The sequence below is a fragment of the Undibacterium sp. TC4M20W genome (assembly GCF_049340245.1).
Lineage (GTDB): Bacteria > Pseudomonadota > Gammaproteobacteria > Burkholderiales > Burkholderiaceae_D > Undibacterium.
Window position 1 is genome coordinate 111,709 of the sequence record NZ_JBMPPI010000015.1, and the last position, 24,635, is coordinate 136,343.

Consider the following 24,635-nt stretch of genomic DNA (forward strand, 5'->3'; position numbering starts at 1 on the left):
TCTGTGCTCAAGATTCCTTGGTGCTTGGTCACACAATCAAGGCCTGGAGCTCTGTTTGAAGAAGACGCCACTGGCAGCCTACCCCGCACGCTGGTCAAACCGGCCTAAAATAGCGTGATTTCTCATTCTCTCAATAATCCTGAGTAAATCTCCATGATCATCACTCCAGCAATCACGAATTGGCTCAACTGGGTGGTCATAACAAGCCAACCACTTCGCCGCTACGACGCAAACGCGTTCCCGATAGGGTTTGGCTCTGCTGCTATCGTCGAATATGCTGGGCGAAGGTTTTTACTTTCAGTAGCCCATGTAGTAAATAATGACGAATCTGATTGGGTCATGGATATTGGACATGATCCGAAAATCGGCCCGGGCCAAGAAACCTGGCGGCCGCGTTCTTTTGTATACGCTGGCGAAGCAAACCACGGAACTGAAGTCACTGGCTTACTCGATTTCTGTTATGCCGAACTCCCATCGAGTCTAAAGTCGTTTTATCAATATCGATCCCTAGTCGCTTCAGGTAAAAGGCGTCTGCGTCATGTATTTCGATCAGACCTTTCGACCTTACCGAACGTCGAAGATGTTTACGCTTTTGCGGGCGAAGTAAATCCAGCACATCTTGGTTCAAATATTTTTTGCACTGACATGGTTATTTTCCCCGGTTTGAAATACCTCCGCACCGAAAACGAAATGCATGTCTTCAAATTGCCTGTTGAACATCCTGGACATAGTGAATTTAAAGGCTGCAGCGGCGCGCCTATTGTCGACATGAAAAAACGAATTGTAGCGTTGGTGTGCAAAGGGGATGAAGAGCAAGGTCTTGTATATGGCATTTCAGTGACACATTGCAAACCTTTTCTAGATTTTCTGTGTAACGTCAGTGTATAACGTGCCGCACTTTACTAGCCGTGCCGCACTTTACTAGCTTCCGATTCGAAGGGCAGCACCAGCGGCCAGCTACAAAGAGGAAACCAGCCGAGATTAACTTTGCCCGATTTTTGTCCATCCCCCTAATACAGCACAATGTGCCAGATGAGGCAAAATTCAAAGTTAAATGAGAAAAGTTCAAAGTTAAATGAAAATCGACAATGAGTTTTCTTGTACTAATTCTCCTTCTGTCGAAATTACAATCAAGTAACAAATGTTAATTTGCTACTAATGTTTGACTGTAAAATCCCCCATTCAGAAATCAATGCAAAAAGTCGCTTGCATAAATCACTGTTTTTTTATACAGTACTGCAAATCGCAGGAAATTAAGCCTGTATTCCTTTTTCCACCCGCCGCTTATTGAATGAAAGAATGTATGGACGATAAGAAACCAGAAAATGCCTCAGAAAAAGCAAAGGCACTTGCAGCAGCGCTGGCACAGATAGAAAAGCAGTTTGGTAAAGGTTCGGTCATGCGTATGGCCGACGGTGAAGTGGTGGAAGAGGTGCAGGTTGTCTCTACTGGCTCCCTGGGCCTGGATATCGCGTTGGGCGTCGGTGGCTTGCCACGTGGCCGCGTAGTCGAGATTTATGGTCCTGAATCCTCTGGTAAAACCACATTGACGCTGCAGGCAATTGCTGAAATGCAAAAGCTGGGCGGTACTTGTGCATTTATCGATGCTGAACATGCTTTGGACGTAGGCTACGCTCAAAAACTCGGTGTGAATCTGTCTGATTTACTGATTTCCCAGCCTGATACAGGTGAGCAAGCACTGGAAATTACCGATGCGCTGGTGCGCTCAGGTAGTGTTGATCTGGTGGTTATTGACTCGGTAGCAGCCTTGACGCCACGTGCCGAGATTGAAGGCGACATGGGTGATTCTTTGCCTGGTCTGCAAGCACGTCTGATGTCCCAGGCTTTGCGTAAGCTGACTGGCAGTATCAAACGTACTAATACGCTGGTGATCTTTATTAATCAGATCCGTATGAAAATTGGCGTCATGTTTGGTAGCCCAGAAACGACAACAGGTGGTAATGCGCTGAAGTTTTATGCTTCCGTACGTCTGGATATCCGCCGCACTGGCTCCATCAAGTCGGGTGATGAAGTGGTGGGTAATGAAACCAAGGTCAAGGTAGTCAAGAACAAGGTGGCGCCACCATTTAAGGAAGCGCACTTTGATATCATGTATGGCGAAGGTACTTCACGCGAAGGTGAGATTCTGGATCTGGCAGCCGATGCCAAGATCATAGAAAAAGCCGGTGCCTGGTATAGCTATAACGGTGAGCGTATCGGCCAGGGTAAGGACAATGCACGTACTTATCTGAAAGAGCGTCCTGAACTGTCATTTGAAATTGAAAACAAAGTGCGCTTGCATCTGGGCGTGCCTTTGTTGATGCCGTCGGCGGCAACGGCTGAGTAAGTTGATCCACTAAGCTGAAGCCTAAGTTTTAGCGCTAAGTTGTAACACTGAGCTGCAGCGCTGTCAGCACTATAGTTTTGTATCATGCCGGTTGGTAGCTACCAACCGGCATTTTCGCTTTTAAAGTATGAAGAAACCTACCATTAGCCTGAAAGCCCGTGCCCTGCGTTATTTATCCATGCGTGAACATAGCCGCATGGAACTGGAACGCAAGCTGGCACGCTATGCGGAAGAGGGTGATGACGTGGCTGCCGTGCTGGATTTTTTGGAGGCGGCCAAGTATTTATCTGGCGAGCGGTTTTCTGAATCTTTGGTTAACCGGCGGCAGGCGAGGTTTGGCAATAACCGCATTTTGGCGGAGCTGCAAAGCCACGGCCTGGATGCGCAGGATATAGAAAACGTTAAAGAAGATTTAAAAGAGTCTGAGGTAGAGCGGGCTGTTCAGGTCTTGCACAGGAAATTTCGACATGCGCCGAAAGATCATCAGGAGAAGATGAAACAGGCGGCGTTTTTGCAGCAGAGGGGGTTTTCCGGCAGGGCGACGCAGGCGGCGATGCGAGCGCCGCGGGATGAGGATGATGAATAGTACTCACAATTCAATATGCTCACAATGTCAATAATGTCGCCCCAATGTAGGCTGAGGTCCAGCGGCGTTTGTTCACCTTGGTTGCGCATCAATTTTTTGTACCGACTCAAAAATCCTGAACAAGACCCCTGCAGATTTGACTGTAAAGGTATTAACACGATGGATTCCTGCCTGCGCAGGAATGACGAAGTGGAGGATATTCTTACTATTGAAGCCGGGACATTGATTGAAGCCCTGGCATTGGGTTGATAAGCCGCGACCTTGAGAGTCCAATTCGATCTGCGAAAGCTTGGCTTTTATCAGTCCGATACTTGGCACCGAAACTACGCACACGTTTATAAACGCCCAGTGGTGGGTTGATGGGGCTTAATCTGGCGGGACTCCGCATTAATCTATAGGGCTCATAAGAAACTGATAAACTGATAAGAAACTGATAAAGCGCAGCCTATGAACCCAATCCTTGTATGCAAAGTAAAACTTCGGCCTGAACTTTGAAATAACAGGTATTGGTTTGCTGCATAAATAAGCACTCCTTTCAATTGGATTCAGGTATTGCAAGAACAGACATTTACCTGATAATCGCCCGGTTTTCTTTTGCCAAACCACAAAAAACTTAATTTTCTGCTTAGATTTCTGCATAAGCATACTCAGAAAACTGCTTAAATTGTAGTCATATGATGAGTTCGCGGCTGGTCTGTGCTACACTCTGCTGGTTTTTTTGCAGGGCCGCAGGAGCGGCTGTTATCGTAGAAGCTGCGGTAACGACACGCAATTGTGGCTATTTATTCAGTAATTCCGGTTTAGCCGCCAGCAGGCATGATGCCCTTATCTTCGTCAATCAACAGACGCGCCCTGAAGCATACGCGTACTATCCAGATCGAAGCGTTCGCGCGCGATGACGGATTGTGGGATCTTGACGCCCGTATCACTGACTATAAGCCTCGCGATATCACCCTCGCATCAGGCGTGCGCCCGAATGGCAGCGCGCTGCATGACCTCAGCCTGCGCATAACTATTGATTTGCAATTGACCATCGTTGATGTGGAAGCGTCTTCGGATGCCGTACCTTATCCGGGTTATTGCGAAGTCATTACTCCAGATTATAAAAAACTCATCGGTTTGAATTTGTTAAGGCAGTTCCGCCAGGGCGTGAAAGAGCGCATGGCTGGTGTGCAGGGTTGCACCCATCTGACGGAAATGGCACAAATTCTACCCACTGCTGCTGTCCAGGCTTTTGCCGGCGATGTGATCGATACCCGCGACGGGGCGACTGATCACGGCCAGCAGGCGCAGCAACCTTTTCAACTTGATCGCTGTCACGCCCTTCGTACTGACGGGCCGGCGGTTGTTCAATATTACCCACGTTGGGCAAAAGTATCGCCTGACGTGAAATCACCCAGCTAGTTTGTTTGTTTAATTATTTATACCTCAGTGTCTGAAGGGAAGTCGTATGAAAATTCATGAGTATCAGGGTAAAGAAATCCTCCGCAAATTCGGAGTGACAGTACCACGCGGTATTCCATGCCTGTCTGTTGACGAAGCTGTCAAAGCGGCTGAAACGCTGGGCGGACCAGTCTGGGTTGTTAAAGCACAGATACACGCCGGTGGCCGTGGTAAGGGTGGTGGCGTGAAAGTCGCTAAATCCCTGGAACAAGTGCGTGAATACGCTGACGCGATTCTGGGCATGCAACTGGTCACGCATCAGACCAGTGCTGAAGGTCAAAAGGTTCGTCGCCTGTTGATCGAAGAAGGCGCAGATATCAAAAAAGAACTGTATGTCAGTATGGTCACTGACCGTATCAGCCAGCGCGTGGTCTTGATGGCCTCCAGCGAAGGCGGTATGGATATTGAAGAAGTGGCAGAAAAACATCCAGAATTGATCCACAACCTGGCAATCGACCCGACTGCTGGCTTGCAAGATGCTGAAGCGGATGACATCTCCCGCAAAATCGGTGTGCCAGAAGGCTCCATCGCTGACGCACGCGTACAGTTGCAAGGTTTGTACAAAGCCTTCATGGAAACTGACTGCTCCCTGGCTGAGATCAATCCTTTGATCCTGACTGGCTCCGGCAAGGTTATCGCACTGGATGCAAAATTCAACTTCGACGCGAATGCATTGTTCCGTCAACCAGAAATCGTGGCTTACCGCGATCTGGATGAAGAAGATCCAGCTGAAATCGAAGCGTCTAAATTTGACCTGGCTTACATCTCCCTTGACGGCAATATCGGCTGCCTGGTGAATGGTGCCGGTTTGGCGATGGCAACCATGGATACTATCAAACTGTTCGGCGGCGAACCAGCCAACTTCCTCGACGTAGGTGGTGGTGCAACAGCAGAAAAAGTCACTGAAGCCTTCAAGATCATGTTGAAAAATCCAGGCCTGAAAGCCATCCTGGTCAACATTTTCGGCGGCATCATGCGTTGTGACGTGATCGCTGAAGGCGTGATCACTGCATCCAAGGCAGTTTCCCTGCAAGTACCACTGGTTGTGCGTATGAAGGGTACTAACGAAGACATCGGCAAGAAGATGCTGGCTGACTCTGGCCTTCCTATCATCGCGGCTGACACGATGGAAGAAGCAGCACAGAAGGTTGTTGCAGCTGCTGCAGCTCAAGCTTAATAATCGCAAGGAACAGATATGTCCATCCTGATCAATAAAGACACTAAAGTCATCACCCAAGGTATCACTGGCAAAACTGGCCAGTTCCATACTCGCATGTGCCGCGATTACGCAAACGGTAAAAACTGTTTCGTCGCTGGCGTGAACCCGAAAAAAGCTGGCGAAGATTTCGAAGGCATCCCGATTTTTGCTAACGTATCTGAAGCTAAAGCAGCAACTGGCGCGACAGTATCCGTCATCTACGTTCCACCAGCAGGCGCAGCAGCTGCCATCTGGGAAGCCGTTGAAGCTGACCTGGATCTGGCAATTTGCATTACTGAAGGCATCCCTGTCCGTGACATGATGATGTTGAAAGACCGCATGGCTAAGTCCGGCAGCAAAACAAAATTGCTCGGCCCTAACTGCCCAGGTCTGATCACTCCAGACGAAATCAAAATCGGCATCATGCCAGGCCATATCCACCGTAAAGGTCGTATCGGCGTGGTTTCCCGTTCCGGTACTCTGACTTATGAAGCAGTGGGTCAATTGACTGCACTGGGTCTGGGTCAGTCTTCTGCTGTTGGTATCGGTGGTGATCCTATCAATGGTCTGAAACACATCGACATCATGAAGATGTTCAATGATGATCCAGATACTGATGCTGTCATCATGATCGGTGAAATCGGCGGCCCTGATGAAGCGAATGCTTCTTACTGGGTACGCGACAACATGAAGAAGCCGGTTGTTGGCTTCATCGCTGGTGTTACTGCGCCTCCGGGCAAGCGCATGGGCCATGCTGGCGCGCTGATCTCTGGTGGTGCCGATACTGCACAAGCCAAGCTCGACATCATGGAAGAATGCGGCATCAAGGCCACTAAAAACCCGTCAGAGATGGCGCGTTTGTTGAAAGCCATGCTGTAAGCTCAATGCTGTAAAGCTGTCGTAGATGAAAAAGAGTCGCAAATTTTGCGACTCTTTTTTTATTTATGGCCGGGTTTATGGTGGATATCCGTGCAAATAGATTTCCTTAATGTTAAGCTTGAACATCAGTGGTTAATCTCTATTGAATTCAGTATGTTTTGGTATGTTTTGTTTAGCTGATTTGCTTAGTTGATTTGCTTACCTGATGATGCGGCGTATTGCGTCGATAATCAGTGAAGGGGCGAGCAAGAACGCAATTCTGCACACTAGAAACAGAGGGTTTACGCAAAATTTCAGGCTGCGTCATGCCATCGACGCTACATGATGATATGTTACGCGTCGTGTCCAGGTAAGCTGTTTACTGGCGGTGCGGGCAAAGTCAGGAGAATATTTGCTTAAGCCCTGATTAAAATAATTTAAAAATAATTCTAAAATATTATCTGTTTCATATAAATTTATTCACCTCAGGATGTATCCCAACATTTATTGATGTCATACCAGCGTGTACTAGAATTTGCTGCCCTGTCTGATACGGGCTTGGTCAGGTCGCATAACGAAGATGCCATCGTCGTTTGTGCCGACTATGGCTGTGCGGTCCTGGCCGATGGCATGGGGGGATATAACGCGGGCGAAGTCGCCAGCGCCATGACCGCCCAAATCATTGCTGAATATTTATGTAGCAAGATGGATGCCATCTGGTTCCCGTCCATGGGGCCAAGGCCGCTGGCGATGGCACGCTGGATGACAGAGTCAATCGAGCAGGCCAATCGCAATGTCTTGTATACAGCGCTGACCAATCCAGAATGCGCAGGCATGGGCACTACCGTGGTGGTGGCATGCTGTTTGCAAGACAAGCTTTTGCTAGCACACGTCGGTGATTCGCGCGCCTATCGTTATCGTGCGGGCGAGCTGACACGTCTGACGCAGGATCATTCGGTATTGCAGGAACAGATCAATGCAGGCCTGGTGACTGAAGAAGAAGCACGTTATTCTTCTATTAAGAACCTGATCACCAGGGCGGTGGGGACTCTGGAAGAAGTGCATACAGAGTTGCATACACACCATACTGAAGAAGAAGATTTGTATCTGATGTGTTCAGATGGATTGACCGATATGCTCGGGCATGATGAAATCCAATCCTTGATCAGGCAGCACGGGTCTGAGCTTCAGTCTTGTGCCGAAGCCTTGATCGATGCTGCCAAGGACAGGGGCGGGCTGGATAATATTTCCGTAGTCCTGTTCAGGCTGGTGAGTGAAGAAAACAAGTCCTGGTTACAAAGAACATTTACCCGGTAGGTCGGGGATTATGAATTGATGAGAGATTTATGGCGAAAATTATCGTCACCTTTAATGGTTTGGTTCAGCAAGAAATCACTATCAGCAAATCACGCCTTACCGTAGGCCGGCGCCCCAGTAATGATATCGTCATTGATCACCTGACTGTCAGTGGTCAGCATGCCGCAATTGATACTTCTTCCAGTGGCTCTTTTGTACTTGATCTTGGTAGCACCAATGGCACCATGGTCAATGCGCAGCCTGTCAAAAAACATTTGTTGCAGCACGATGATGTCATCGACATCGGTAAATACAAATTGCGTTTCCAGGTAGAAGAGTCAGGCAAGCAGACTTTTGTGCCTGAGCCAGGCCAGGCGCAACCGGCCGCAGTTGAAAAGCCAAGAGCCAAGATCAAGGTCATGACTGGCCCTAATGCAGGTAAGGAACTCAATCTTGTAAAGCCCGTCACTACAATAGGCAGCCCTGGCACCCAGGTCATTGCGATTACCCAGCAAGGCAAGGAATATGTCATTGCACAGGTCGAGGGTAATGCTGCTGCGACCGTCAATACCCAGTCCATCAAAGACAAACCTCATACCCTCAAGCATGCTGACATGATAGAGCTGTCAGGGACAAAAATGGCAGTGATTTTCTACTAGAACTCATTTCGTCCCTGCCTGAGCCACCAGGGCAGGGACAAGCCAGACTTTGAAATTGCCTGGAAAAACTTCCCTTGCTTCATTTGATGGGCCAGATGACCTGGCTGCACATCCACTGCGCATGTGCTTGCGCTTACGCTACATATGTCAGGCAGTTGCCAAGTAAAAAAATTTTCATATTTTCATCAAGTGTTGAAACAATTTTTTACATGACTGACAGACTTGTCAGTCGTCTTTGTGATCTTACACAAACATTGACAAATATTTGCATTGATTAAATTGCAATTGTTGACGCATTTCGTCACTAGTTAATCAATGGCTTATGGAATCGCTGATTTATGCATAAGAAAATGCGAAGTTGCGCAGTAAACACAAACTGGCACGGTGATTGCTACATGTGAACCGTAGTCCCTGATTTCAACTTTTCCTGGAGTTCATAATGAAAGCTATCCCTAAACAGCTGCAACGCGGCTTTACACTGATCGAATTGATGATTGTTGTTGCAATTATCGGTATCTTGGCAGCGATCGCTATCCCTCAGTATTCTGATTACACATCCCGTACTCGTGCAGCTGGCGCGGTTTCGGAACTGGATAGTCTGAAATCTGCAATGGCAATTTGCTACCAAAATGAAGGTGCATGGACTAACTGTGCAACTACAGGTTCTAACGGTATCCCATCTTTCCCAGTTACAACTAAATTCCTGCCAGTAATCCCAACTGCAGCTGGTCTGGGTATCATCACTGCAACACAAACTGGTGCAACTACAACTGCTGGTGTTCCTTTGACGCTGACATTGACACCAACAATCTCTTCTGGTCAAGCAAACATGATCTGGACAGCATCTGGCACAGTATGCGATCCAATCCGTGGTTTGAAAGCTGGTCAAGGCGGCTGCCCATAATAGCTGGTTTGATTGTCAAAAAAGCCCACTTCATTGTTGTGGGCTTTTTTTGTTATGAACCTCTGGACAATTTTTTTTAAAGATTCAATTTTATAATGAGGCAACAAATGAAATTAAATATGAAAACCGTGCAACGTGGTTTTACGTTGATCGAATTGATGATTGTTGTTGCAATTATCGGTATCCTGGCAGCGATCGCTATCCCTCAGTATTCTGATTACACATCCCGTACTCGTGCAGCTGGCGCGGTTTCGGAACTGGATAGTCTGAAATCTGCAATGGCAATTTGCTACCAAAATGAAGGTGCATGGACTAACTGTGCAACTACAGGTTCTAACGGTATCCCATCTTTCCCAGTTACAACTAAATTCCTGCCAGTAATCCCAACTGCAGCTGGTCTGGGTATCATCACTGCAACACAAACTGGTGCAACAACAACTGCTGGTGTTCCTTTGACACTGACATTGACACCAACAGTGTCTTCTGGTCAAGCAAACATGATCTGGACAGCATCTGGCACAGTATGCGATCCAATCCGTGGTTTGAAAGCTGGTCAAGGCGGCTGCCCATAATAGCTGGTTTGATTGTCAAAAAAGCCCACTTTATTATGGTGGGCTTTTTTTTTAGCGATCAAAAAATGCACTCATAATAAGTTCAGACAAGTCTTTGTAAAGCCTGAGCTAAACGGGCGAGGTCAGAGAAAAGTGTGTATGAAGCTCATGAAAGTGCAGTTTATACAATGTACTTGTTTTTATTTAAGACATGATTTGACCCCGTCTTATGAAGATGGCCTGAATAATCAAGGAAAGTATCTGGTTTCTGTTGATGATGCTATGTTATCTTCAGTAACGACCAACTCTTATACGCGGTAACAATAAATGATCACATCTATGCAAACGGTACAACGCGGTTTCACCTTGATAGAATTGATGATAGTCGTGGCAATTATCGGCATTCTGTCCGCAATTGCGCTTCCTCAATATTCTGACTATACGTCACGCACGCGCGCAGCCGGGGCAATTTCAGAGTTGCAGAGTCTGAAGCATGCGATTTCGCTTTGCTATCAAATGGAAGGCGCATGGGCAAGCTGTTCTACCATAGGTAGCAATGGCATCCCCACTTATCCCATCACCACCAAGTTTTTGCCAGTGGCCCCCACAGCAGCGGGCAATGGCGTTATCACTGCAACGCAAACGGGTGCAACCACGACTGGTGGTGCACCTTTGGCTGTGACATTGACCCCGACTATCTCCAGTGGCCAGGCAAACATGATCTGGACAGCAAGTGGCACAATCTGTGACCCCATACGCGGCTTGAAGTCCGGCCAGGGCGGCTGCTGACATATCAATTTACCCGCAAGCTCAATCAACAGCTTGCGGGTTCTCATATCTTCTCTATTTCTGTCTATGACAGAAAAACTTCTCGCCTTGCCTTACCGGTAACAACCCGTCATATGCAAAAGACATCCCGGGACTTGCAAGGCAGGTCTGATTTATTGCTCAAACTTGTGCGCCACATTTACAATCTGGACTAATACATAAATATGGCTGGCGCTTACTTGAGAAATGACAAATGCTGAATTGGATTAAGAGTAAATTTTCTTCAACTGCTGACAAGAGCACTAACTCTGTCCAGGCCCCAGAGGCCCCTGAGCCTGCTAGCTTGGCAACGCATCTGCAAGAGACCGGCGCTGAAAGTTTGAAGACGGCTGGAGATGCGTTTTTTAAAAACAGAAACTTTGTTGAAGCAGTAAAAAGCTATCAGCAGGCCCTGCTGATCCATCCAGAAGATGCAGAATTAAACAATAAACTGGGTGATGCCTGGTATGAGCAACGCAATTGTGTGCAGGCTGAAAAGTATTACCGGCTAGCGCTGGCAATCAAGCCAGATTTTTTGGATGCGGCCATTAATCTGGGTATCAGCCTCGATGAGTTGCGTCGTTATGAAGATGCTGAGCAAGTGTATAAGCAGATACTTCAGTTTCATCCCGAGTCTCACTACGTTTTTTTCAACCTGGGTGTGACGCTGACATCGCTGGGGTGCCTGGATGAAGCCAAGTCCTGGTATCGCAAGGCTCTGGCACTCAGACCCAATTTCAGTCATGCACACTTCAATCTAGCGACTATTTTGCAGCGCCAGTCCTTGCTGGACGAAGCGGAAGATCACTACAAGCAAACCATTAAAATCGATTCCGGCAACTTTGCTGCATTTTGTAACCTCGGCATGATATGCAAAGAGCGCGGCAAATATGATGAGGCAGAAAGCTATTTTAATAGTGCCCTGAAGATCAATGAACTTCATGTAGAAACCCGCAATAATATCGGCTTGATTTTACAGGAGAAAAACAGGCTGGAAGAAGCGGCACAATGTTTTCAGGCTATCTTGAAAATACGTCCTGACTTTGCAGATGCGCATTGTAATCTTGGTGATGTCTATAAAAAGCAGACTCGCCTTGAGGATGCAGAAAAGTGTTATAAAACTGCGATATCCTTACAACCTGAAATTGCCCGTTTTCATTGCAATCTGGGTATTGTTTATCACGAAACAGCGCGCTACCTTGAGGCGACAGCATCTTATCAACGTGCCCTCAGTCTGGATGCCAATTCACTCAATTTGTTCAGCAATATAGGGAATACCTATTCTGACCGCGGCATGAGGGCAGAAGCTGAACAAAGTTATCGCAGAGCGCTGGAAATAGAGCCCGATCATGCCGAGACCTATGGCAACCTGCTGTTCCTGCTGAACTATGATCCTGTGCGAAGTGCCAGTGAGATATTTGGCGAGTATCAGGTCTATGAAGAAAAGTATGCGCGTCCCCACCAGCGCAAGTGGCAGGCATTTGCGAACGACAAGAACCCGCAGCGCCGTATCAGAGTTGGCTATGTTTCGCCAGATTTTCGCCGGCATGCAGTCCAGTATTTTCTCGAGCCTTTGCTGGCACATCATGACTCGTCTGGTTTTGAGTTATATGCCTATGCAGAATTAAAATATGAAGATGCAGTCACTGAGCGTTACAAGACTTATGTAGATCACTGGGTGCCCACGGCAGGCCTGTCTGATGACGAGCTGGCAGAGAGAATCCGGGCGGATGGCATCGATATTCTGATCGATCTTGCCGGTCATACGGGGAGTAACCGCTTGCAGGTATTTGCCCGCAAGCCAGCGCCGGTGCAGGTTTCGTGGCTGGGTTATGGTTATACGACTGGCCTTAGGGCGATTGATTATTTTCTGACCGATGATACTTGTGCTCCACCAGGCGCTGAAGCCGTATTTTCAGAGCAGCCCTGGCGCCTGGAGACGCCCTCATTTGCATATCGTCCTGCCGATGGAATGGGCGAGGTCAGCACTCTGCCTGCGCTCAAAAATGGTTACATAACTCTGGGTACGCTGACCAGGTCAGTCAGGATCAATCATCTCACCATACGTGTATGGGCAGCGATACTGGAAAAAATAGAAGGCGCAAAATTATTAATCAATAGTGGGAATTTTAAAAATGCCGATTTGCGCCGGGATCTTGAAGAAAAATTTGCTGCACTTGGCATAGACAAGTCCCGCCTGGAAATAGGCTACGATACCCCGCCCTGGAATACCCTGAGAAAGATCGATATAGGTCTGGACTGTTTCCCGCACAATTCAGGTACTACGCTGTTTGAAACTCTGTATATGGGCGTGCCCTATGTGACGCTGGCCGGACGGCCTAGCGTCGGCTTGCTGGGTAGTTCAATTCTGAAAGGCATTGGTCATCCAGAATGGATAGCGCAATCTGAACAGGAATATATAGATAAAGTCGTCGAACTTGCCAGTAACACCAGCATGCTCGCACAAGTGCGTGAGAATTTGCGCGAGCAGATGATACACAGCAAGTTGATGGATGAGGCGGGATTCTCAGCTAAAGTAGATACCGCGCTGCGTAGCATGTGGACTACATGGTGCGAGGGGACGAAGGTATAAGAAGCGGGGGGGGAGTGCGGGTGAAGGCTACTACGATACTCAAGCCTCTGTTCAATCAAGCGCACCACTCAAGGCTGCGATCAAGCCTATGAGGGCTTGATTGAAATTGCGGGACATGCATTTAGCATTGTTCCCGCCAGCCTGCTTATGTACAGCTTATTTGCAGCTTCAGTGCAGCATAAATGCAGGATATTAGCAGCCGCCCTGGCCTGGTTTCAAACCGCGAATCGGGTCACAGACAGTCCCTGTGTTTGCCCATATCATATTACTTTGCCCTGAGCTGATGGAAGGGGTCAATATGATGCTCAACGCAGTTCCTGTACTTGTCGTTGCCCCTGTCGTTGATTGTGTAATCACGCCTGCATTCGAAATGGAGGGGGCTGCATTGGTCAAAAATTTTGATGTGATGACCGTAGGAATAGAATTGCTGCCCATGACTGTGCAGTTTGACCAGCTATTTTCATTCTGGTAGCAAATGGATAATTCTTTTTTCAGGCTATTGAGTTCGGATATCGCACCAGACGCACGTGTGCGAGAAACATAATCAGAATATTGTGGAAAAGCGATTGCCGCCAGGATGCCGATGATGGCCACCACGATCATCAATTCTATGAGTGTGAAGCCTCGCTGAATTGTTTTTGAATATCTTTGCATTTCTTTCTCCAATCAGCAAAAGCAGTTTAGTTACGTCATAGACGCAAATTTTGTGCCAATCGTTTGACTGCGCTTAAAATTGCCAGCCGTATGCTAAAGCTGAACCCTTAAAGCCACAATTGTTCTTGCATCCAGCTTGCAATTGTTTGCCTTGTTGATACAGGAGAAATGCCCAATAGAAAGTTCGCAAGAAATATAAACTCTTGCAACCGGGAATAGCGCAGAAATATTTGGCTATGGAAAAATATCGGCCTGCGTTTTATCCAGTTTGATGAAGATATGACATCAGGCGCGATATTCTTGTCATTTTAGTTTTTTATATTAAAAAATACTAAAACGACAAATGTCAATGACAAAAAACGTCAATGTAATACAAAAATTTGCACTTGTTTCGAAATTGTTACACTTTAGGTCAGTGGTTTTTTAATAACGCAAGAAGAATTGCTATTTACACCAGGCGTAATTGACAAATGATGGCCCTGACTTAAAACTCCGATTAAAACCCCAGCGCAGCACCATCCGGGTTGCGCGGGTCTGAATAACCGGCAAAGCCTTGCGGGACTATCTGTATGGTCTGGGTCTTGCCCAGCGTGCCAGTAGGGCGCAGTACCTGGCCTTTTTGCTCCAGCAGGCGCAGCGTGTCCATGCTGATGCCTTTTTCAAAGCGTAGCTGGTCTGGCATCCATTGCTGGTGTATGCGTGGCGAAATGGTGGCTTCTGCCACGTTCATGTCATGGTCTATGACGTTCAGAATGGTTTGCAGTGTCGTTGTGATAATGCGGCTGCCACCAGGGCTGCCGGTGACAAGAAAGGGTTTGCCATCCTTGAGTACGATCGTCGGCGACATCGAGCTTAAAGGCCGTTTCCAGCCCTGTACGGCGTTGGCATCACCACCCAGCAAGCCAAAGGCATTTGGTACGCCAGCCTTGACCGAGAAATCATCCATTTCATTGTTCAGGACTATGCCTGTGCCAGTGGCAACGATGCCGCTGCCAAAGTTCAGGTTCAGGGTGTAAGTGGTGGCGACGATGTTGCCGAATTTGTCGGCCACGCTGTAATGCGTGGTCTGGTCGCTCTCATAGGGCAGAGGTTTGCCTGGTTTGATTTCGGCAGAAGGCGTGGCGCGGTCTGGCTGTATTTTCTTGACAAGTTCATCCGCATAAGCGCGTGAAGTCAGGCCCTTTAGCGGCACCTTGTAATAGTCAGGATCACCCAAAAATTCTGAACGGTCAGCATAGGCCAGCTTCATGACCTCGCTCAACTGATGCAGGGTCTGGGCGCTGTTGGCACCCTGTTCTTTGAGTGGGTAATGCTCCAGCATGTTCAGCATCTGTATGATGTGTACACCGCCAGAACTGGGTGGCGGCATCGAGACCACGTCATAGCCACGATAATTGCCACGCACGGGTATGCGTTCCACTGCCTTGTAATTCTTCAGGTCGCTGGCAGAGATCAAGCCTTCATGCTGCTGCATTTCAGCGACGATTTTTTTGGCGACCGCACCTTCATAAAATGCAGACGGGCCTTGCTCGGCAATCAGGCGCAGCGACTGCGCCAGGTCTTTTTGCAGCAAGCGCTCACCTGCCAGCATGGGTTTGCCATCCTTGAAAAAGATCGCGCGGCTGGCCGGCCATTTACCGAGCTGATTTTTGCTGGAATCGATGAGTTCAGCCAGATGCGGGGTGATTTCAAAACCCTGTTCGGCCAGGCGTATCGCCGGGGCGATGACATCCTTCCATTTCATGCTGCCATATTTGCGCAAGGCCAGGTCCATGCCTGCCACCGTGCCGGGTATGCCGACTGCCAGATGGCTATACAGGGATTTGCCGGAGATGACATTGCCCTTGGCATCCAGGTACATGTCACGGCTGGCTTTTTCTGGTGCCAGTTCACGAAAATCCAGCGCGATATCCTTGCCTGATTTACTGTCATGAATAATCATGAAGCCACCACCACCAATATTGCCTGCGTTTGGCAGCACCACAGCCAGCGCGAAACCGACTGCCACTGCAGCATCTACCGCATTGCCACCACGCTTGAGGATATCAAGGCCAACCTGGCTTGCCAGCGCCTGCTCAGTCGCCACCATGCCAGACTTTGCATACATCGGGCTGATGATGGGGTAGCTGGTATCGTATTTGATGCCTGCAGCCAATTGCGCCTGGCTGGCGGGGCTGACTACAGCGAAACACAGGGGGACGAGCAGACTCAGACATAGCTTGCGGCTGGAAGGCGAGGGCATGCGTATAACTCCAGAAATCATCGATAGTAGAAATAGTAATACCAATTATCGTATTTCGCATAAACAAAGTTTCACGCCAGCCCAAATAAAAAAAGCCGCCCGAAGGCGGCTTTCATCTAATCTGCATAAATGCAAATTATTTTGCTTCAGCTTCTGCAGAAGTTGCGCCAGCTGGCACAACAGCGATAGCAACAGTAGCGTCACCACCGTGTACAACAGCTGTCACGCCTTTTGGCAGTGTCAGTTGAGATACGTGGATGGATTGACCGGCTTCCAGTTTGGACAGGTCAACTTCAACGAATTCTGGCAAGTCTGCTGGCAGGCAGGAGACGTCCAGTTCAACAGCAACGTGGCTGATCACTGCGGAAGACAGTTTCACAGCTGGGGATACGTCAGCGTTGATGAAGTGCAGAGGCACTTTAACGTGGATTTTTTGGTTAGGATCTACGCGTTGGAAATCAGCGTGCAAAACCAGTTGTTTGTAGGCGTGGACTTGGAAGTCACGCAACAATACTTTTTCTGATTTGCCATCAACTTCCAGGTCCAGAATGGAAGAATGGAAAGCTTCTTTTTTCAATGCATGGTACAGCGCATTGTGATCCAGAGTGATGGATACCGGGGCTTCTGTACCGCCGTAGATGATGCCAGGTGTTTGGCCAGCAAGGCGCAGGCGGCGGCTCGCTCCGGTCCCCTGAACATTGCGTGCAAATGCGATTACTTTCATGGTGTTACTCCAAAAAATGCAAACCGTTTATTCGGTTTGCGGTGTTGAACCCCCGCGACCAGGGGCCCAGAAAATAGCCCTGCCACCAAGAAGATGGCAGGGCCGAAAAATGATTTAGTCCGTGAACAGGGAGATGACAGACTCGCCCTTGGTGATACGGCGGAAAGTCTCGGCCAGCAAGCTGTCGCAAGACAATTGACGGATCTTGGAGCAGGCACGGGCAGCTTCTGTCAGCGGGATAGTGTCTGTCACGACCAGTTCATCCAATGGCGATTGCGAAATACGTTGTATCGCAGGGCCAGACAAAACAGGGTGAGTACAGTAAGCCAATACTTTCTTGGCGCCACGTTCTTTCAATACTTCAGCAGCTTTGGTCAGTGTGCCGGCAGTGTCAACCATGTCATCCATGATGACGCAGTTACGGCCTTCAACTTCACCAATGATGTTCATGACTTCAGAGACGTTCGCTTTTGGACGGCGTTTGTCGATGATGGCCAGGTCACACCCCAGGCGTTTTGCCAGAGCGCGGGCACGTACTACGCCGCCCACGTCAGGGGAAACTACCAGCAGGTCTTCGTAATTCTTTGCGACCAGGTCGCCCAGCAAAATTGGTGAAGCGTAAATATTATCAACAGGGATATCAAAGAAACCCTGGATTTGATCTGCATGCAAGTCCATGATCAGCACGCGGTCTACACCGGCTTCTTCCAGCATGTTGGCAACGACCTTGGCAGAAATCGCCACACGCGCAGAGCGGGGACGACGGTCCTGGCGGGCATAACCAAAATAAGGGATGGCAGCAGTGATACGACCGGCAGAAGCACGTTTCAGTGCATCGACCATCAACATGATTTCCATCAGGTTGTCGTTGGTAGGTGCGCAGGTGGATTGCAGAACGAATACATCTTTACCGCGGACGTTTTCATTGATCTCGACCATGACTTCGCCGTCGGAGAATTTGGAAACGTCTGCCTTGCCGAGGGGGATGCCGAGTTGTTTGGCAACACCGGCAGCCAGTGCAGGATTGGCGTTGCCAGTGAAAACCATCATGTTGTCATTTGCGCGCGCATTTGCCATGGCTGGGACCTATCGGCTGAGATTTTGTGGGTCTGGCTTATTTTGCATGGGTTTTATACAAAAATGGCCGCTGATAAAACTGAAAAAGCCGCCGCACAATCTATGCGGCGGCTTTAATTTAATGGCAGGGGAAGAAGGATTCGAACCTTCGCATGCCGGAATCAAAATCCGGTGCCTTAACCAGCTTGGCGACTCCCCTACACAACCGTTTGCCTGTTTCCAAGTTCGCCGCTATTTTAGCGTTAAACCGGCTTCAAGCCAAATATTTTTCGATCCCAATTTCTGTGCCATCGGGTGGCTACTCAGTGCTTTTGCTTTCCATGATGTCCAGCGACCGGGCACTTGTTTTAACACTGTGTCTGCTGCCGTCTCGTCGGCAAAGGCACAAAAAACACAAGCTCCAGATCCCGTCATCTTTGCATCGCCGTATTGTGAGAGCCACTTAATGGCTGCATCAACTTGCGGAAACAATGCGCAGGCAACTGTTTGCAGATCGTTTTTCCAATTATGTTTTGCATCACTGGAAAAGTCCGCTATTCTGACCGGATTTGTGTCCCTTGTCAACTCCTTTGCCGAAAAAATTGCAGGTGTAGGGACTTGTACGCCCGGCTCCAGTACCACAAACCAGACGTCTGGCGTGACCAGGGCCTGTAATTCCTCGCCCACGCCTTCAGCAAAGGCATTTGTTCCAAACAGGAAGAAGGGTACATCTGCCCCCAGTTGCAGGGCCAGTTTCATCAACTCATCGCATTGCACACCGGTTTGCCATAAATGATTTAGCGCCAGCAGGGTAGTGGCCGCGTCAGATGAGCCGCCACCGAGGCCGCCGCCCATGGGCAGGTTTTTGCGCAAAGTCAGGTTCGTACCCAATTTGCTGCCGGTATGGCTTTGCAATAATCTTGCAGCTCGCACGATCAGGTCACTGTCCGCAGGCACGCCCTCTATCTCATTGGTTCTGCATATCTGGCCATCGGCGCGCACTTCGACATCCAGGTAATCGCAACGGTCTATCAACTGGAATGCGGTTTGCAGCAAATGATAGCCATCTGCCCGGCGGCCTGTCACATGCAAAAACAGGTTGAGTTTGGCGGGGGCAGGGCAATTGTCCAGTCTGCTCATTTCCATTCATTCACCACAATGCGGATAGAGACATCACCAGCCTGCTCGGTATATCTTTGCAAGTCTATGCGTTTCGGGAAGTTTGGTTGTTCATGCCAGCTGACATAACGCAGCTTCCAGCCCTGTGTAGTCAGGGTCTGGTCTTCTGCTTTCACGGCGCTCAGTTGCTTGCCGTCGATGGCGACAAAGCCTTGCAGCCAGTCGCGCAAACCTGCTACCGGCAAAGACCAGCCCAGGGTATCTTGCAATAACTGGTCAAGGTCGCTGGCAGTGCGCGGTGCCTTGCCGTTTAGCTCCAGTGTTGCCCCCTGCGCATTTTGGGTGATGCGCGCCATGATCTGGTCGAGTTGTGACAGCAGGGTGATGCGTATCCCTTGCGCATCCTGCTCCCATTCAAAGCCGCCAGGCAGGCTTTGTGGCTTGTCTGCCTGCTGGTACTGGATGGATATCTTGCCGCTGATCTGTATTTTCTGCTGATACTGGCGGGTGCTTGCTGTGGTAGCAGTGCTCGCTGTTGCTGGCACTTGTGCTGGGCCGTTCAGGCTGGCGCAACCAGTACTGAACAGGGTGCAAAAAAGAGTAGAGGCGAGCAGCTTGAATGGGGTGTTTGATGGCATGGTTGCAGTATGAATCGCGGATGGAGTGAGTACAAATAACAAGGCGGACATTATCTGTCCGCCAGGTGTCATTCTATTCAATTTTCGATGTAAGCATCTTTGACAAGATCAGCATCAGGGTTTGACTTTCAATCTTTCCAGTGTGGATTTCAGTGTCTGATTTTCCGGGTCTTTTTTCAGTGCATCGCGCCAGATTTTTTTTGCATCATCTTTTTGTCCCATGGTCCACAAGACTTCACCCAGATGCACACCTATCTCGGCATCGGGGCGCATTTGATAGGCGCGGCGCAGGGCTTGTTCAGCTTCATCATACTTGGCCAGCCTGAACTTGACCCAACCCAGGCTATCAAGGATGAAAGGATCATCTGGTGAGAGCTGGTTAGCTTTTTCTATCAGAGTATTGGCTTCATCAAGTTGCACATTGCGGTCAGCAAAAGAGTAACCCAGGGCATTGTAGGCATGCTGGCTGGTGGGCGCCAGTTCTATGACCTTACGCAATGAGGCTTCCATACCCGGGATATCTTTTTGTGACTCGGCCAGCATGGCGAAGTCATAAAGCAAGTCTGGATTATTTGGTGTCTGTTTAATGCCTTGCTCCAGCACGGCCCTGGCCTGATCCGGCAGGTTTGCATCGCGCAATAGCTGCGCTTCTGACTGTATCAGCTGGATTTGTTCAGTTTCATTGCTGGCCTTGATTTGCTGTATAAAGGCGCGGGCTTCCAGCAGCCTGCCTTCCTTGGCCAGCAGGAAGCCGCGGCGTATCTGTACATTGAACCAGGCAGGGTTGCGGCCATCATAAGAATCGACTTGTGCCAGCCAGTCTTGCGCGGCTTTGTAATCCTTGCGTTCAGCTGCAATGCGCGAGAGATTGACAAGGGCTGTGGTCGGATCGCGCTCTTCACCGGATTTGCCTTCGAGCGACTGCAGATAACGCAGGAAATAAGCCTCGGCTTTTTGTGGCTGGTTGCGTTCCATCGCCAGTACACCCAGAGTGTAGATGGCACTGACATCATCAGGTTTGTCACGCGCGATGATTTCAAATTCCTGGTTGGCCTGATCCAGTTGTTTCAGGTCTATCAATATGCTGGCATAGGCCAGACGCACATCGCGGGCACCTGGGTTTTTTACCAGAAAGGCCGATAAAGCCTTGGCCGCATCCTCTTGTGAAGACGCCTGCGCAACTGTCAGCGCCGCCAGTTGAGAATCTGGCCTGGCTTTCAGTACTTCCTGCGCTTCACTGACGGCGAGCTTGTTGTCACCCTTGACATAGGCACCCTGGGCCAGCGCCATATGGGCATCGGGGCTATCTTTATACGGTTGCAGCAGGGTGACCAAGGTATTGTATGCACCATTCTTGTCACGTGCGCGCGACAACAGGCGCTGTACCTGCAACATCATGACACCCAGTTGTTTGGGGTCAGATGACTTCAGCTTTTCGGTATAGACAGACTGGATTTCAGCCAGATTATTATTCATCACCATGAAGCCCAGGTAATACTGGGTGGCTTCATTTGAATTAGGTGCCAGCTCGCGCCACAGGCGCACAGCCTGCAAGGCCTCGCCAGATTGTTTGGCGGCCAGCGCGATTTCCGCAGCCCGTTTGGCAATACGCGGATCGCGGGTCTGTTCTGCCACAGAGTACAGAATCACATACGCACTTTGCCAACTGCCACGCTGGAAGGCGATTTCTGCGGTGACGATCTTGTAGAATAATTCCTCGGTCAGCTTGACTTCAGGCAAGGGGTCTTCATACACCGGTGCGCTGCTGACGCCGTTCAGTGTCTTTTCTGCAGACAGGGCCGCCTGTGCAGCATCACTGACATGATGCGTGTCCTCGGCAGTTGCGCCTGGTTTGCCTACGCTTGCACACCCGCTGATCAGGGCAGCGCTCAATACCAGAGCCGCAGGTCGCCACAGTGCAGCAGCAGACATGGATGATATTGCGGATACAATAGGGCTAAATATGAGAGTAGGCAGTGTTTTCAAAACGAATCCGGATTTGACGTTGATGATTGATTTTACGCTGAAGCAGCGCAACTGTGGGTTTCACTGCTTATATACACTGTGTCAGATTGTAATGGTAAAAGTTCCCTCACATGCCAGAATTACCTGAAGTTGAAGTGACGCGCCGTGGTGTAGAACCGCACCTGTCGGGCAAGCTGGTCACTGACGTGATCATGCGCCGTGCTGGCTTGCGCTGGCCTTTTCCCACCAATTTGCCTGCTTTGCTGGCAGGCAGGCGCATCCTGACGACGGGGCGCAGGGGCAAATACCTGTTGTTGCAATTTGAGCATGGCACCTTGCTCATACATCTCGGCATGTCCGGCCATTTACGCGTGCTTGACAAAAACCTGCCACCAGCCAAGCATGATCATATTGATATCGTCGTGGGCGAGTTTGCTCTGCGCATGACAGACCCACGCCGTTTTGGCGCGGTACTCTGGCATGACGCTGCTGATGGCGACCTTGAAGAGCATCTGCTGATACGCCAGTTGGGCGTAGAGCCGCTGGAAGCCGGATTTAATCCAGAATTATTGTATAAATTAACAAGAAACCGTAGTGCGCCCATCAAACAAGTCTTGCTGGCCGGGGATATTGTGGTCGGTGTTGGTAATATTTATGCATCAGAAAGTTTGTTCCGGGCCGGCATCAACCCTAAAACTCAGGCTGGACGCATCAGCCTGAAGCGCTATACTTTACTGGAAGCGGCCATACGGGCGACCCTGGCGGCAGCGATTGAGGCGGGTGGCAGCACTCTTAAAGATTTCATGGGCGTGGATGGGCAAAGCGGGTATTTTCAGCAATCTTACTTTGTGTATGACCGCACTGGCGAACCCTGTCGCGTTTGTGGCGAAGCCGTCAGACAGATAAAACAAGGACAACGCAGTAGCTTTTATTGTGCAAAATGTCAGAAATAAACCCACAAATCTGGCTGAAATGTAAGCAAAATTCGATTTACGCGTATTTTTTTAACGCTTCCATATATACTTGGAATATCAAAAAAGTTAACTGAGGGGAACATGAGCAATCTGGTTCAGAAATTCCAGGAGTACAGCGACTGGCGCAAAGGAGTGGTCAAAGCGCTGGAGCAGTACCGGTCATGGATACATGGATCGGATATGGCCGATGCCGCCAGTGATCAACGCATTGCGCGTTTGATGGAACGTCTGGTTGATGACAAATTGTCTATCGCTTTCGTTGCAGAATTCTCACGCGGCAAGTCAGAACTGATCAATGCCATATTCTTTGCAGACTATGGCCAGCGTATATTGCCGTCTTCTGCCGGACGCACCACGATGTGCCCGACCGAGCTTTTGTATGACGACACCATTCCGCCCTGCATACGCCTGCTGCCGATAGAAACCCGTGCCGAAGCGCAATCGACCAGTGAATACAAGGGCCAAAGCCATGTATGGACGGTGCTGCCGCTGAATATCAACTCTGGCGACGGCATGCTGGAAGCCTTCAAGCAAGTCAGCCTGACCAAGAAGGTCAGCATAGACGTGGCCAAACAATATGGCCTGTTTGATGAAAACGACCCCGATGCACCGCTGGAAGTCGATGAAGATGGCCTGGTAGAGATTTCTCAATGGCGTCATGCGATTATCAATTTCCCCCATCCTTTGCTGAAAGAAGGCCTGATCATTGTCGATACACCAGGCCTGAATGCGATAGGTACCGAGCCTGAACTGACACTGAATTTGATCCCGAATGCACATGCCGTCTTGTTCATTCTGGCCGCCGACACTGGCGTGACCAAGAGCGATATCGATGTCTGGCGCAATAATATCGGCAATGGCCCTGGCCGCATGGTGGTCTTGAACAAGATAGACAGCATGTGGGATGAACTGCGCACGCCTGAAGAAGTCGAAGCGCAAATCGTCCGTCAGGTAAGCACGGTTGCGCATACGCTTGGATTGGAAGAAAAGCAGATTTTCCCTATCTCGGCGCAAAAAGGCCTGGTCGCCAAGATCAATAAAGATGCACCTTTGCTGGCACGCAGCCGCCTGCCTACGCTGGAATATGCGCTGTCCAAGGAGTTGATACCGGCCAAGCAAAATATCATCCGTGCGCAGATGTCATCAGAAATCAATGAAATCATCCATGCGCAACAGGCAGTTATCTCTGCCCGCAGCCGCAGCATGGTTGAGCAAATGATGGAATTGAAGAGCCTGCGCGGCAAGAATATGAACGTCATAGAACACATGATGAAGCGTATCGATGCCGAGAAAAAAGAATTCGATGCCAGCCTCTTGCGCATGCAGGGCACGCGTTCGGTGTTTACCCGGTTATCGACTGAGGTATATACCAGCCTGGGCATGGATATCCTGCGTGAAGAAATCCGTAAATCGCGCGAAGCCATGGAAAAGAGCAGGTTCTCGGTTGGCCTGCGTGAATCGGTCAGGCAATTCTTTTCTCAGGTTAAACTGAACCTGCAGACATCGAATAAAAAGACAGATGAGATTTCGGAAATGATGACGGTCATGTACCGCAAGTTTTCGACTGAACATGGTCTGGCCTTGTCGTCACCCATGTCATTCTCTCTCGATAAATACATTAAGGAAGTCGAAGCGATTGAAGGCGTGTATCAAAAGCAGTTCAGCACCGCCACTTTGCTGACCACACCGCAAGTTGTGTTGATGCACAAGTTCTTTGATTCTGTCGCTGCCCGCGTCAAACAAAGCTTCTTGCAAGCCAACCGCGATGTCGAAGCCTGGCAAAAAGTCGTCATGGCACCGCTGGAAGCGCAGATACGAGAACACAAAGGCCAGTTGAAAAACCGTATGCAATCGATACAGCGTATCCATGTGGCGACCGACAGCCTGGAAGACAAGATATCGTCGTTCGAAAGCTTGCAGGCAGACATCGATGCGCAGAAAAAAGCGCTGACCGATCTTGAAGACACACTGCGTACTGCATTGACGGCAGAACTGACTGCACTCAGGGTGGCTGCCTGAAA

21 protein-coding genes and 1 tRNA gene are annotated in these 24,635 nt (G+C 49.4%); 14 read left to right on the plus strand and 8 right to left on the minus strand.

The window, feature by feature from the left end; translation table 11 throughout:
- The first annotated feature begins 153 nt into the window (after positions 1 to 153).
- From ACO0LL_RS18340 to ACO0LL_RS18395, 12 genes are all read left to right on the plus strand, one after another.
- Positions 154 to 888: a hypothetical protein gene (locus tag ACO0LL_RS18340; RefSeq protein WP_422952272.1), complete on the plus strand. Its 735-nt coding sequence runs from the start codon at positions 154 to 156 to the stop codon at positions 886 to 888.
- A 415-nt stretch (positions 889 to 1,303) separates the two neighbouring features.
- Positions 1,304 to 2,347 (plus strand): recombinase RecA, encoded by a 1,044-nt coding sequence (gene recA, locus ACO0LL_RS18345; protein ID WP_422952273.1) that lies wholly within the window; start codon positions 1,304 to 1,306, stop codon positions 2,345 to 2,347.
- Positions 2,348 to 2,474: 127 nt separating this feature from the next.
- On the plus strand, positions 2,475 to 2,933 hold the full coding sequence (recX, locus tag ACO0LL_RS18350; RefSeq protein WP_422952274.1) for a recombination regulator RecX: 459 nt from the start codon (positions 2,475 to 2,477) through the stop codon (positions 2,931 to 2,933).
- 819 nt (positions 2,934 to 3,752) lie between these two features.
- The gene (locus tag ACO0LL_RS18355) at positions 3,753 to 4,337 is read left to right on the plus strand and encodes a DUF2889 domain-containing protein (RefSeq protein WP_422952275.1); all 585 of its coding nucleotides are present in this window, start codon (positions 3,753 to 3,755) and stop codon (positions 4,335 to 4,337) included.
- Between the two features lie 31 nt (positions 4,338 to 4,368).
- Positions 4,369 to 5,553: an ADP-forming succinate--CoA ligase subunit beta gene (gene sucC / locus ACO0LL_RS18360; protein WP_268978095.1), complete on the plus strand. Its 1,185-nt coding sequence runs from the start codon at positions 4,369 to 4,371 to the stop codon at positions 5,551 to 5,553.
- An 18-nt stretch (positions 5,554 to 5,571) separates the two neighbouring features.
- Positions 5,572 to 6,453: a succinate--CoA ligase subunit alpha gene (gene sucD / locus ACO0LL_RS18365; protein WP_186947208.1), complete on the plus strand. Its 882-nt coding sequence runs from the start codon at positions 5,572 to 5,574 to the stop codon at positions 6,451 to 6,453.
- Between the two features lie 489 nt (positions 6,454 to 6,942).
- Positions 6,943 to 7,749, plus strand: coding sequence for a Stp1/IreP family PP2C-type Ser/Thr phosphatase (locus tag ACO0LL_RS18370; RefSeq protein WP_422952276.1), 807 nt, complete (start codon positions 6,943 to 6,945; stop codon positions 7,747 to 7,749).
- 29 nt (positions 7,750 to 7,778) lie between these two features.
- Positions 7,779 to 8,387: an FHA domain-containing protein gene (locus ACO0LL_RS18375; RefSeq protein ID WP_422952277.1), complete on the plus strand. Its 609-nt coding sequence runs from the start codon at positions 7,779 to 7,781 to the stop codon at positions 8,385 to 8,387.
- 439 nt (positions 8,388 to 8,826) lie between these two features.
- Positions 8,827 to 9,291 (plus strand): pilin, encoded by a 465-nt coding sequence (locus tag ACO0LL_RS18380; protein WP_422952278.1) that lies wholly within the window; start codon positions 8,827 to 8,829, stop codon positions 9,289 to 9,291.
- A 119-nt stretch (positions 9,292 to 9,410) separates the two neighbouring features.
- Positions 9,411 to 9,863 (plus strand): pilin, encoded by a 453-nt coding sequence (locus ACO0LL_RS18385; RefSeq protein WP_422952296.1) that lies wholly within the window; start codon positions 9,411 to 9,413, stop codon positions 9,861 to 9,863.
- A gap of 318 nt (positions 9,864 to 10,181) precedes the next feature.
- The gene (locus ACO0LL_RS18390; RefSeq protein WP_422952279.1) at positions 10,182 to 10,631 is read left to right on the plus strand and encodes a pilin; all 450 of its coding nucleotides are present in this window, start codon (positions 10,182 to 10,184) and stop codon (positions 10,629 to 10,631) included.
- A 232-nt stretch (positions 10,632 to 10,863) separates the two neighbouring features.
- Positions 10,864 to 13,242: a tetratricopeptide repeat protein gene (locus tag ACO0LL_RS18395; RefSeq protein ID WP_422952280.1), complete on the plus strand. Its 2,379-nt coding sequence runs from the start codon at positions 10,864 to 10,866 to the stop codon at positions 13,240 to 13,242.
- 192 nt (positions 13,243 to 13,434) lie between these two features.
- On the opposite strand, the gene ACO0LL_RS18400 is transcribed toward ACO0LL_RS18395, so the two are convergent.
- From ACO0LL_RS18400 to ACO0LL_RS18435, 8 genes are all read right to left on the minus strand, one after another.
- A complete protein-coding gene (locus ACO0LL_RS18400) occupies positions 13,435 to 13,896 on the minus strand; it encodes a pilin (RefSeq protein WP_422952281.1) in 462 nt (153 codons plus the stop codon).
- A gap of 496 nt (positions 13,897 to 14,392) precedes the next feature.
- Entirely contained in the window at positions 14,393 to 16,138 is a 1,746-nt protein-coding gene (gene ggt, locus ACO0LL_RS18405) for a gamma-glutamyltransferase (protein ID WP_422952282.1), read from the minus strand.
- 136 nt (positions 16,139 to 16,274) lie between these two features.
- Entirely contained in the window at positions 16,275 to 16,862 is a 588-nt protein-coding gene (locus tag ACO0LL_RS18410) for a 50S ribosomal protein L25/general stress protein Ctc (protein ID WP_422952283.1), read from the minus strand.
- A gap of 114 nt (positions 16,863 to 16,976) precedes the next feature.
- Entirely contained in the window at positions 16,977 to 17,939 is a 963-nt protein-coding gene (locus tag ACO0LL_RS18415; RefSeq protein ID WP_162039708.1) for a ribose-phosphate pyrophosphokinase, read from the minus strand.
- 122 nt (positions 17,940 to 18,061) lie between these two features.
- A tRNA-Gln gene (locus tag ACO0LL_RS18420) sits at positions 18,062 to 18,138 on the minus strand.
- 32 nt (positions 18,139 to 18,170) lie between these two features.
- On the minus strand, positions 18,171 to 19,058 hold the full coding sequence (gene ispE, locus ACO0LL_RS18425) for a 4-(cytidine 5'-diphospho)-2-C-methyl-D-erythritol kinase (protein ID WP_422952284.1): 888 nt from the start codon (positions 19,056 to 19,058) through the stop codon (positions 18,171 to 18,173).
- Positions 19,055 to 19,726 carry a lipoprotein insertase outer membrane protein LolB gene (lolB, locus tag ACO0LL_RS18430; protein WP_422952285.1) on the minus strand — a complete coding sequence of 224 codons (672 nt, stop codon included), beginning with the start codon at positions 19,724 to 19,726 and terminating at the stop codon, positions 19,055 to 19,057. The genes ispE and lolB overlap by 4 nt, the downstream gene beginning before the upstream one ends.
- Before the next feature lie 63 nt (positions 19,727 to 19,789).
- The gene (locus tag ACO0LL_RS18435) at positions 19,790 to 21,607 is read right to left on the minus strand and encodes a tetratricopeptide repeat protein (RefSeq protein WP_422952286.1); all 1,818 of its coding nucleotides are present in this window, start codon (positions 21,605 to 21,607) and stop codon (positions 19,790 to 19,792) included.
- Between the two features lie 164 nt (positions 21,608 to 21,771).
- On the opposite strand from ACO0LL_RS18435, the gene mutM reads away from it, so the two are divergent.
- Both mutM and ACO0LL_RS18445 read left to right on the plus strand, forming a co-directional pair.
- Positions 21,772 to 22,593, plus strand: a complete 822-nt coding sequence (gene mutM, locus ACO0LL_RS18440) for a bifunctional DNA-formamidopyrimidine glycosylase/DNA-(apurinic or apyrimidinic site) lyase (RefSeq protein WP_422952287.1) — start codon at positions 21,772 to 21,774, stop codon at positions 22,591 to 22,593.
- A gap of 102 nt (positions 22,594 to 22,695) precedes the next feature.
- Positions 22,696 to 24,633 (plus strand): dynamin family protein, encoded by a 1,938-nt coding sequence (locus ACO0LL_RS18445; RefSeq protein WP_422952288.1) that lies wholly within the window; start codon positions 22,696 to 22,698, stop codon positions 24,631 to 24,633.
- Positions 24,634 to 24,635 lie beyond the last annotated feature (2 nt).

Coding starts and splice junctions, on each gene's coding strand:
- ACO0LL_RS18340 (WP_422952272.1), top strand. CDS start 154: ATGATCATCACTCCAGCAATCACGAATTGGCTCAACTGGGTGGTCATA.
- recA (WP_422952273.1), top strand. CDS start 1,304: ATGGACGATAAGAAACCAGAAAATGCCTCAGAAAAAGCAAAGGCACTT.
- recX (WP_422952274.1), top strand. CDS start 2,475: ATGAAGAAACCTACCATTAGCCTGAAAGCCCGTGCCCTGCGTTATTTA.
- ACO0LL_RS18355 (WP_422952275.1), top strand. CDS start 3,753: ATGCCCTTATCTTCGTCAATCAACAGACGCGCCCTGAAGCATACGCGT.
- sucD (WP_186947208.1), top strand. CDS start 5,572: ATGTCCATCCTGATCAATAAAGACACTAAAGTCATCACCCAAGGTATC.
- ACO0LL_RS18370 (WP_422952276.1), top strand. CDS start 6,943: ATGTCATACCAGCGTGTACTAGAATTTGCTGCCCTGTCTGATACGGGC.
- ACO0LL_RS18375 (WP_422952277.1), top strand. CDS start 7,779: ATGGCGAAAATTATCGTCACCTTTAATGGTTTGGTTCAGCAAGAAATC.
- ACO0LL_RS18380 (WP_422952278.1), top strand. CDS start 8,827: ATGAAAGCTATCCCTAAACAGCTGCAACGCGGCTTTACACTGATCGAA.
- ACO0LL_RS18385 (WP_422952296.1), top strand. CDS start 9,411: ATGAAAACCGTGCAACGTGGTTTTACGTTGATCGAATTGATGATTGTT.
- ACO0LL_RS18390 (WP_422952279.1), top strand. CDS start 10,182: ATGCAAACGGTACAACGCGGTTTCACCTTGATAGAATTGATGATAGTC.
- ACO0LL_RS18395 (WP_422952280.1), top strand. CDS start 10,864: ATGCTGAATTGGATTAAGAGTAAATTTTCTTCAACTGCTGACAAGAGC.
- ACO0LL_RS18400 (WP_422952281.1), bottom strand. CDS start 13,896: ATGCAAAGATATTCAAAAACAATTCAGCGAGGCTTCACACTCATAGAA.
- ggt (WP_422952282.1), bottom strand. CDS start 16,138: ATGCCCTCGCCTTCCAGCCGCAAGCTATGTCTGAGTCTGCTCGTCCCC.
- ACO0LL_RS18410 (WP_422952283.1), bottom strand. CDS start 16,862: ATGAAAGTAATCGCATTTGCACGCAATGTTCAGGGGACCGGAGCGAGC.
- ACO0LL_RS18415 (WP_162039708.1), bottom strand. CDS start 17,939: ATGGCAAATGCGCGCGCAAATGACAACATGATGGTTTTCACTGGCAAC.
- ispE (WP_422952284.1), bottom strand. CDS start 19,058: ATGAGCAGACTGGACAATTGCCCTGCCCCCGCCAAACTCAACCTGTTT.
- lolB (WP_422952285.1), bottom strand. CDS start 19,726: ATGTCCGCCTTGTTATTTGTACTCACTCCATCCGCGATTCATACTGCA.
- ACO0LL_RS18435 (WP_422952286.1), bottom strand. CDS start 21,607: ATGTCTGCTGCTGCACTGTGGCGACCTGCGGCTCTGGTATTGAGCGCT.
- mutM (WP_422952287.1), top strand. CDS start 21,772: ATGCCAGAATTACCTGAAGTTGAAGTGACGCGCCGTGGTGTAGAACCG.
- ACO0LL_RS18445 (WP_422952288.1), top strand. CDS start 22,696: ATGAGCAATCTGGTTCAGAAATTCCAGGAGTACAGCGACTGGCGCAAA.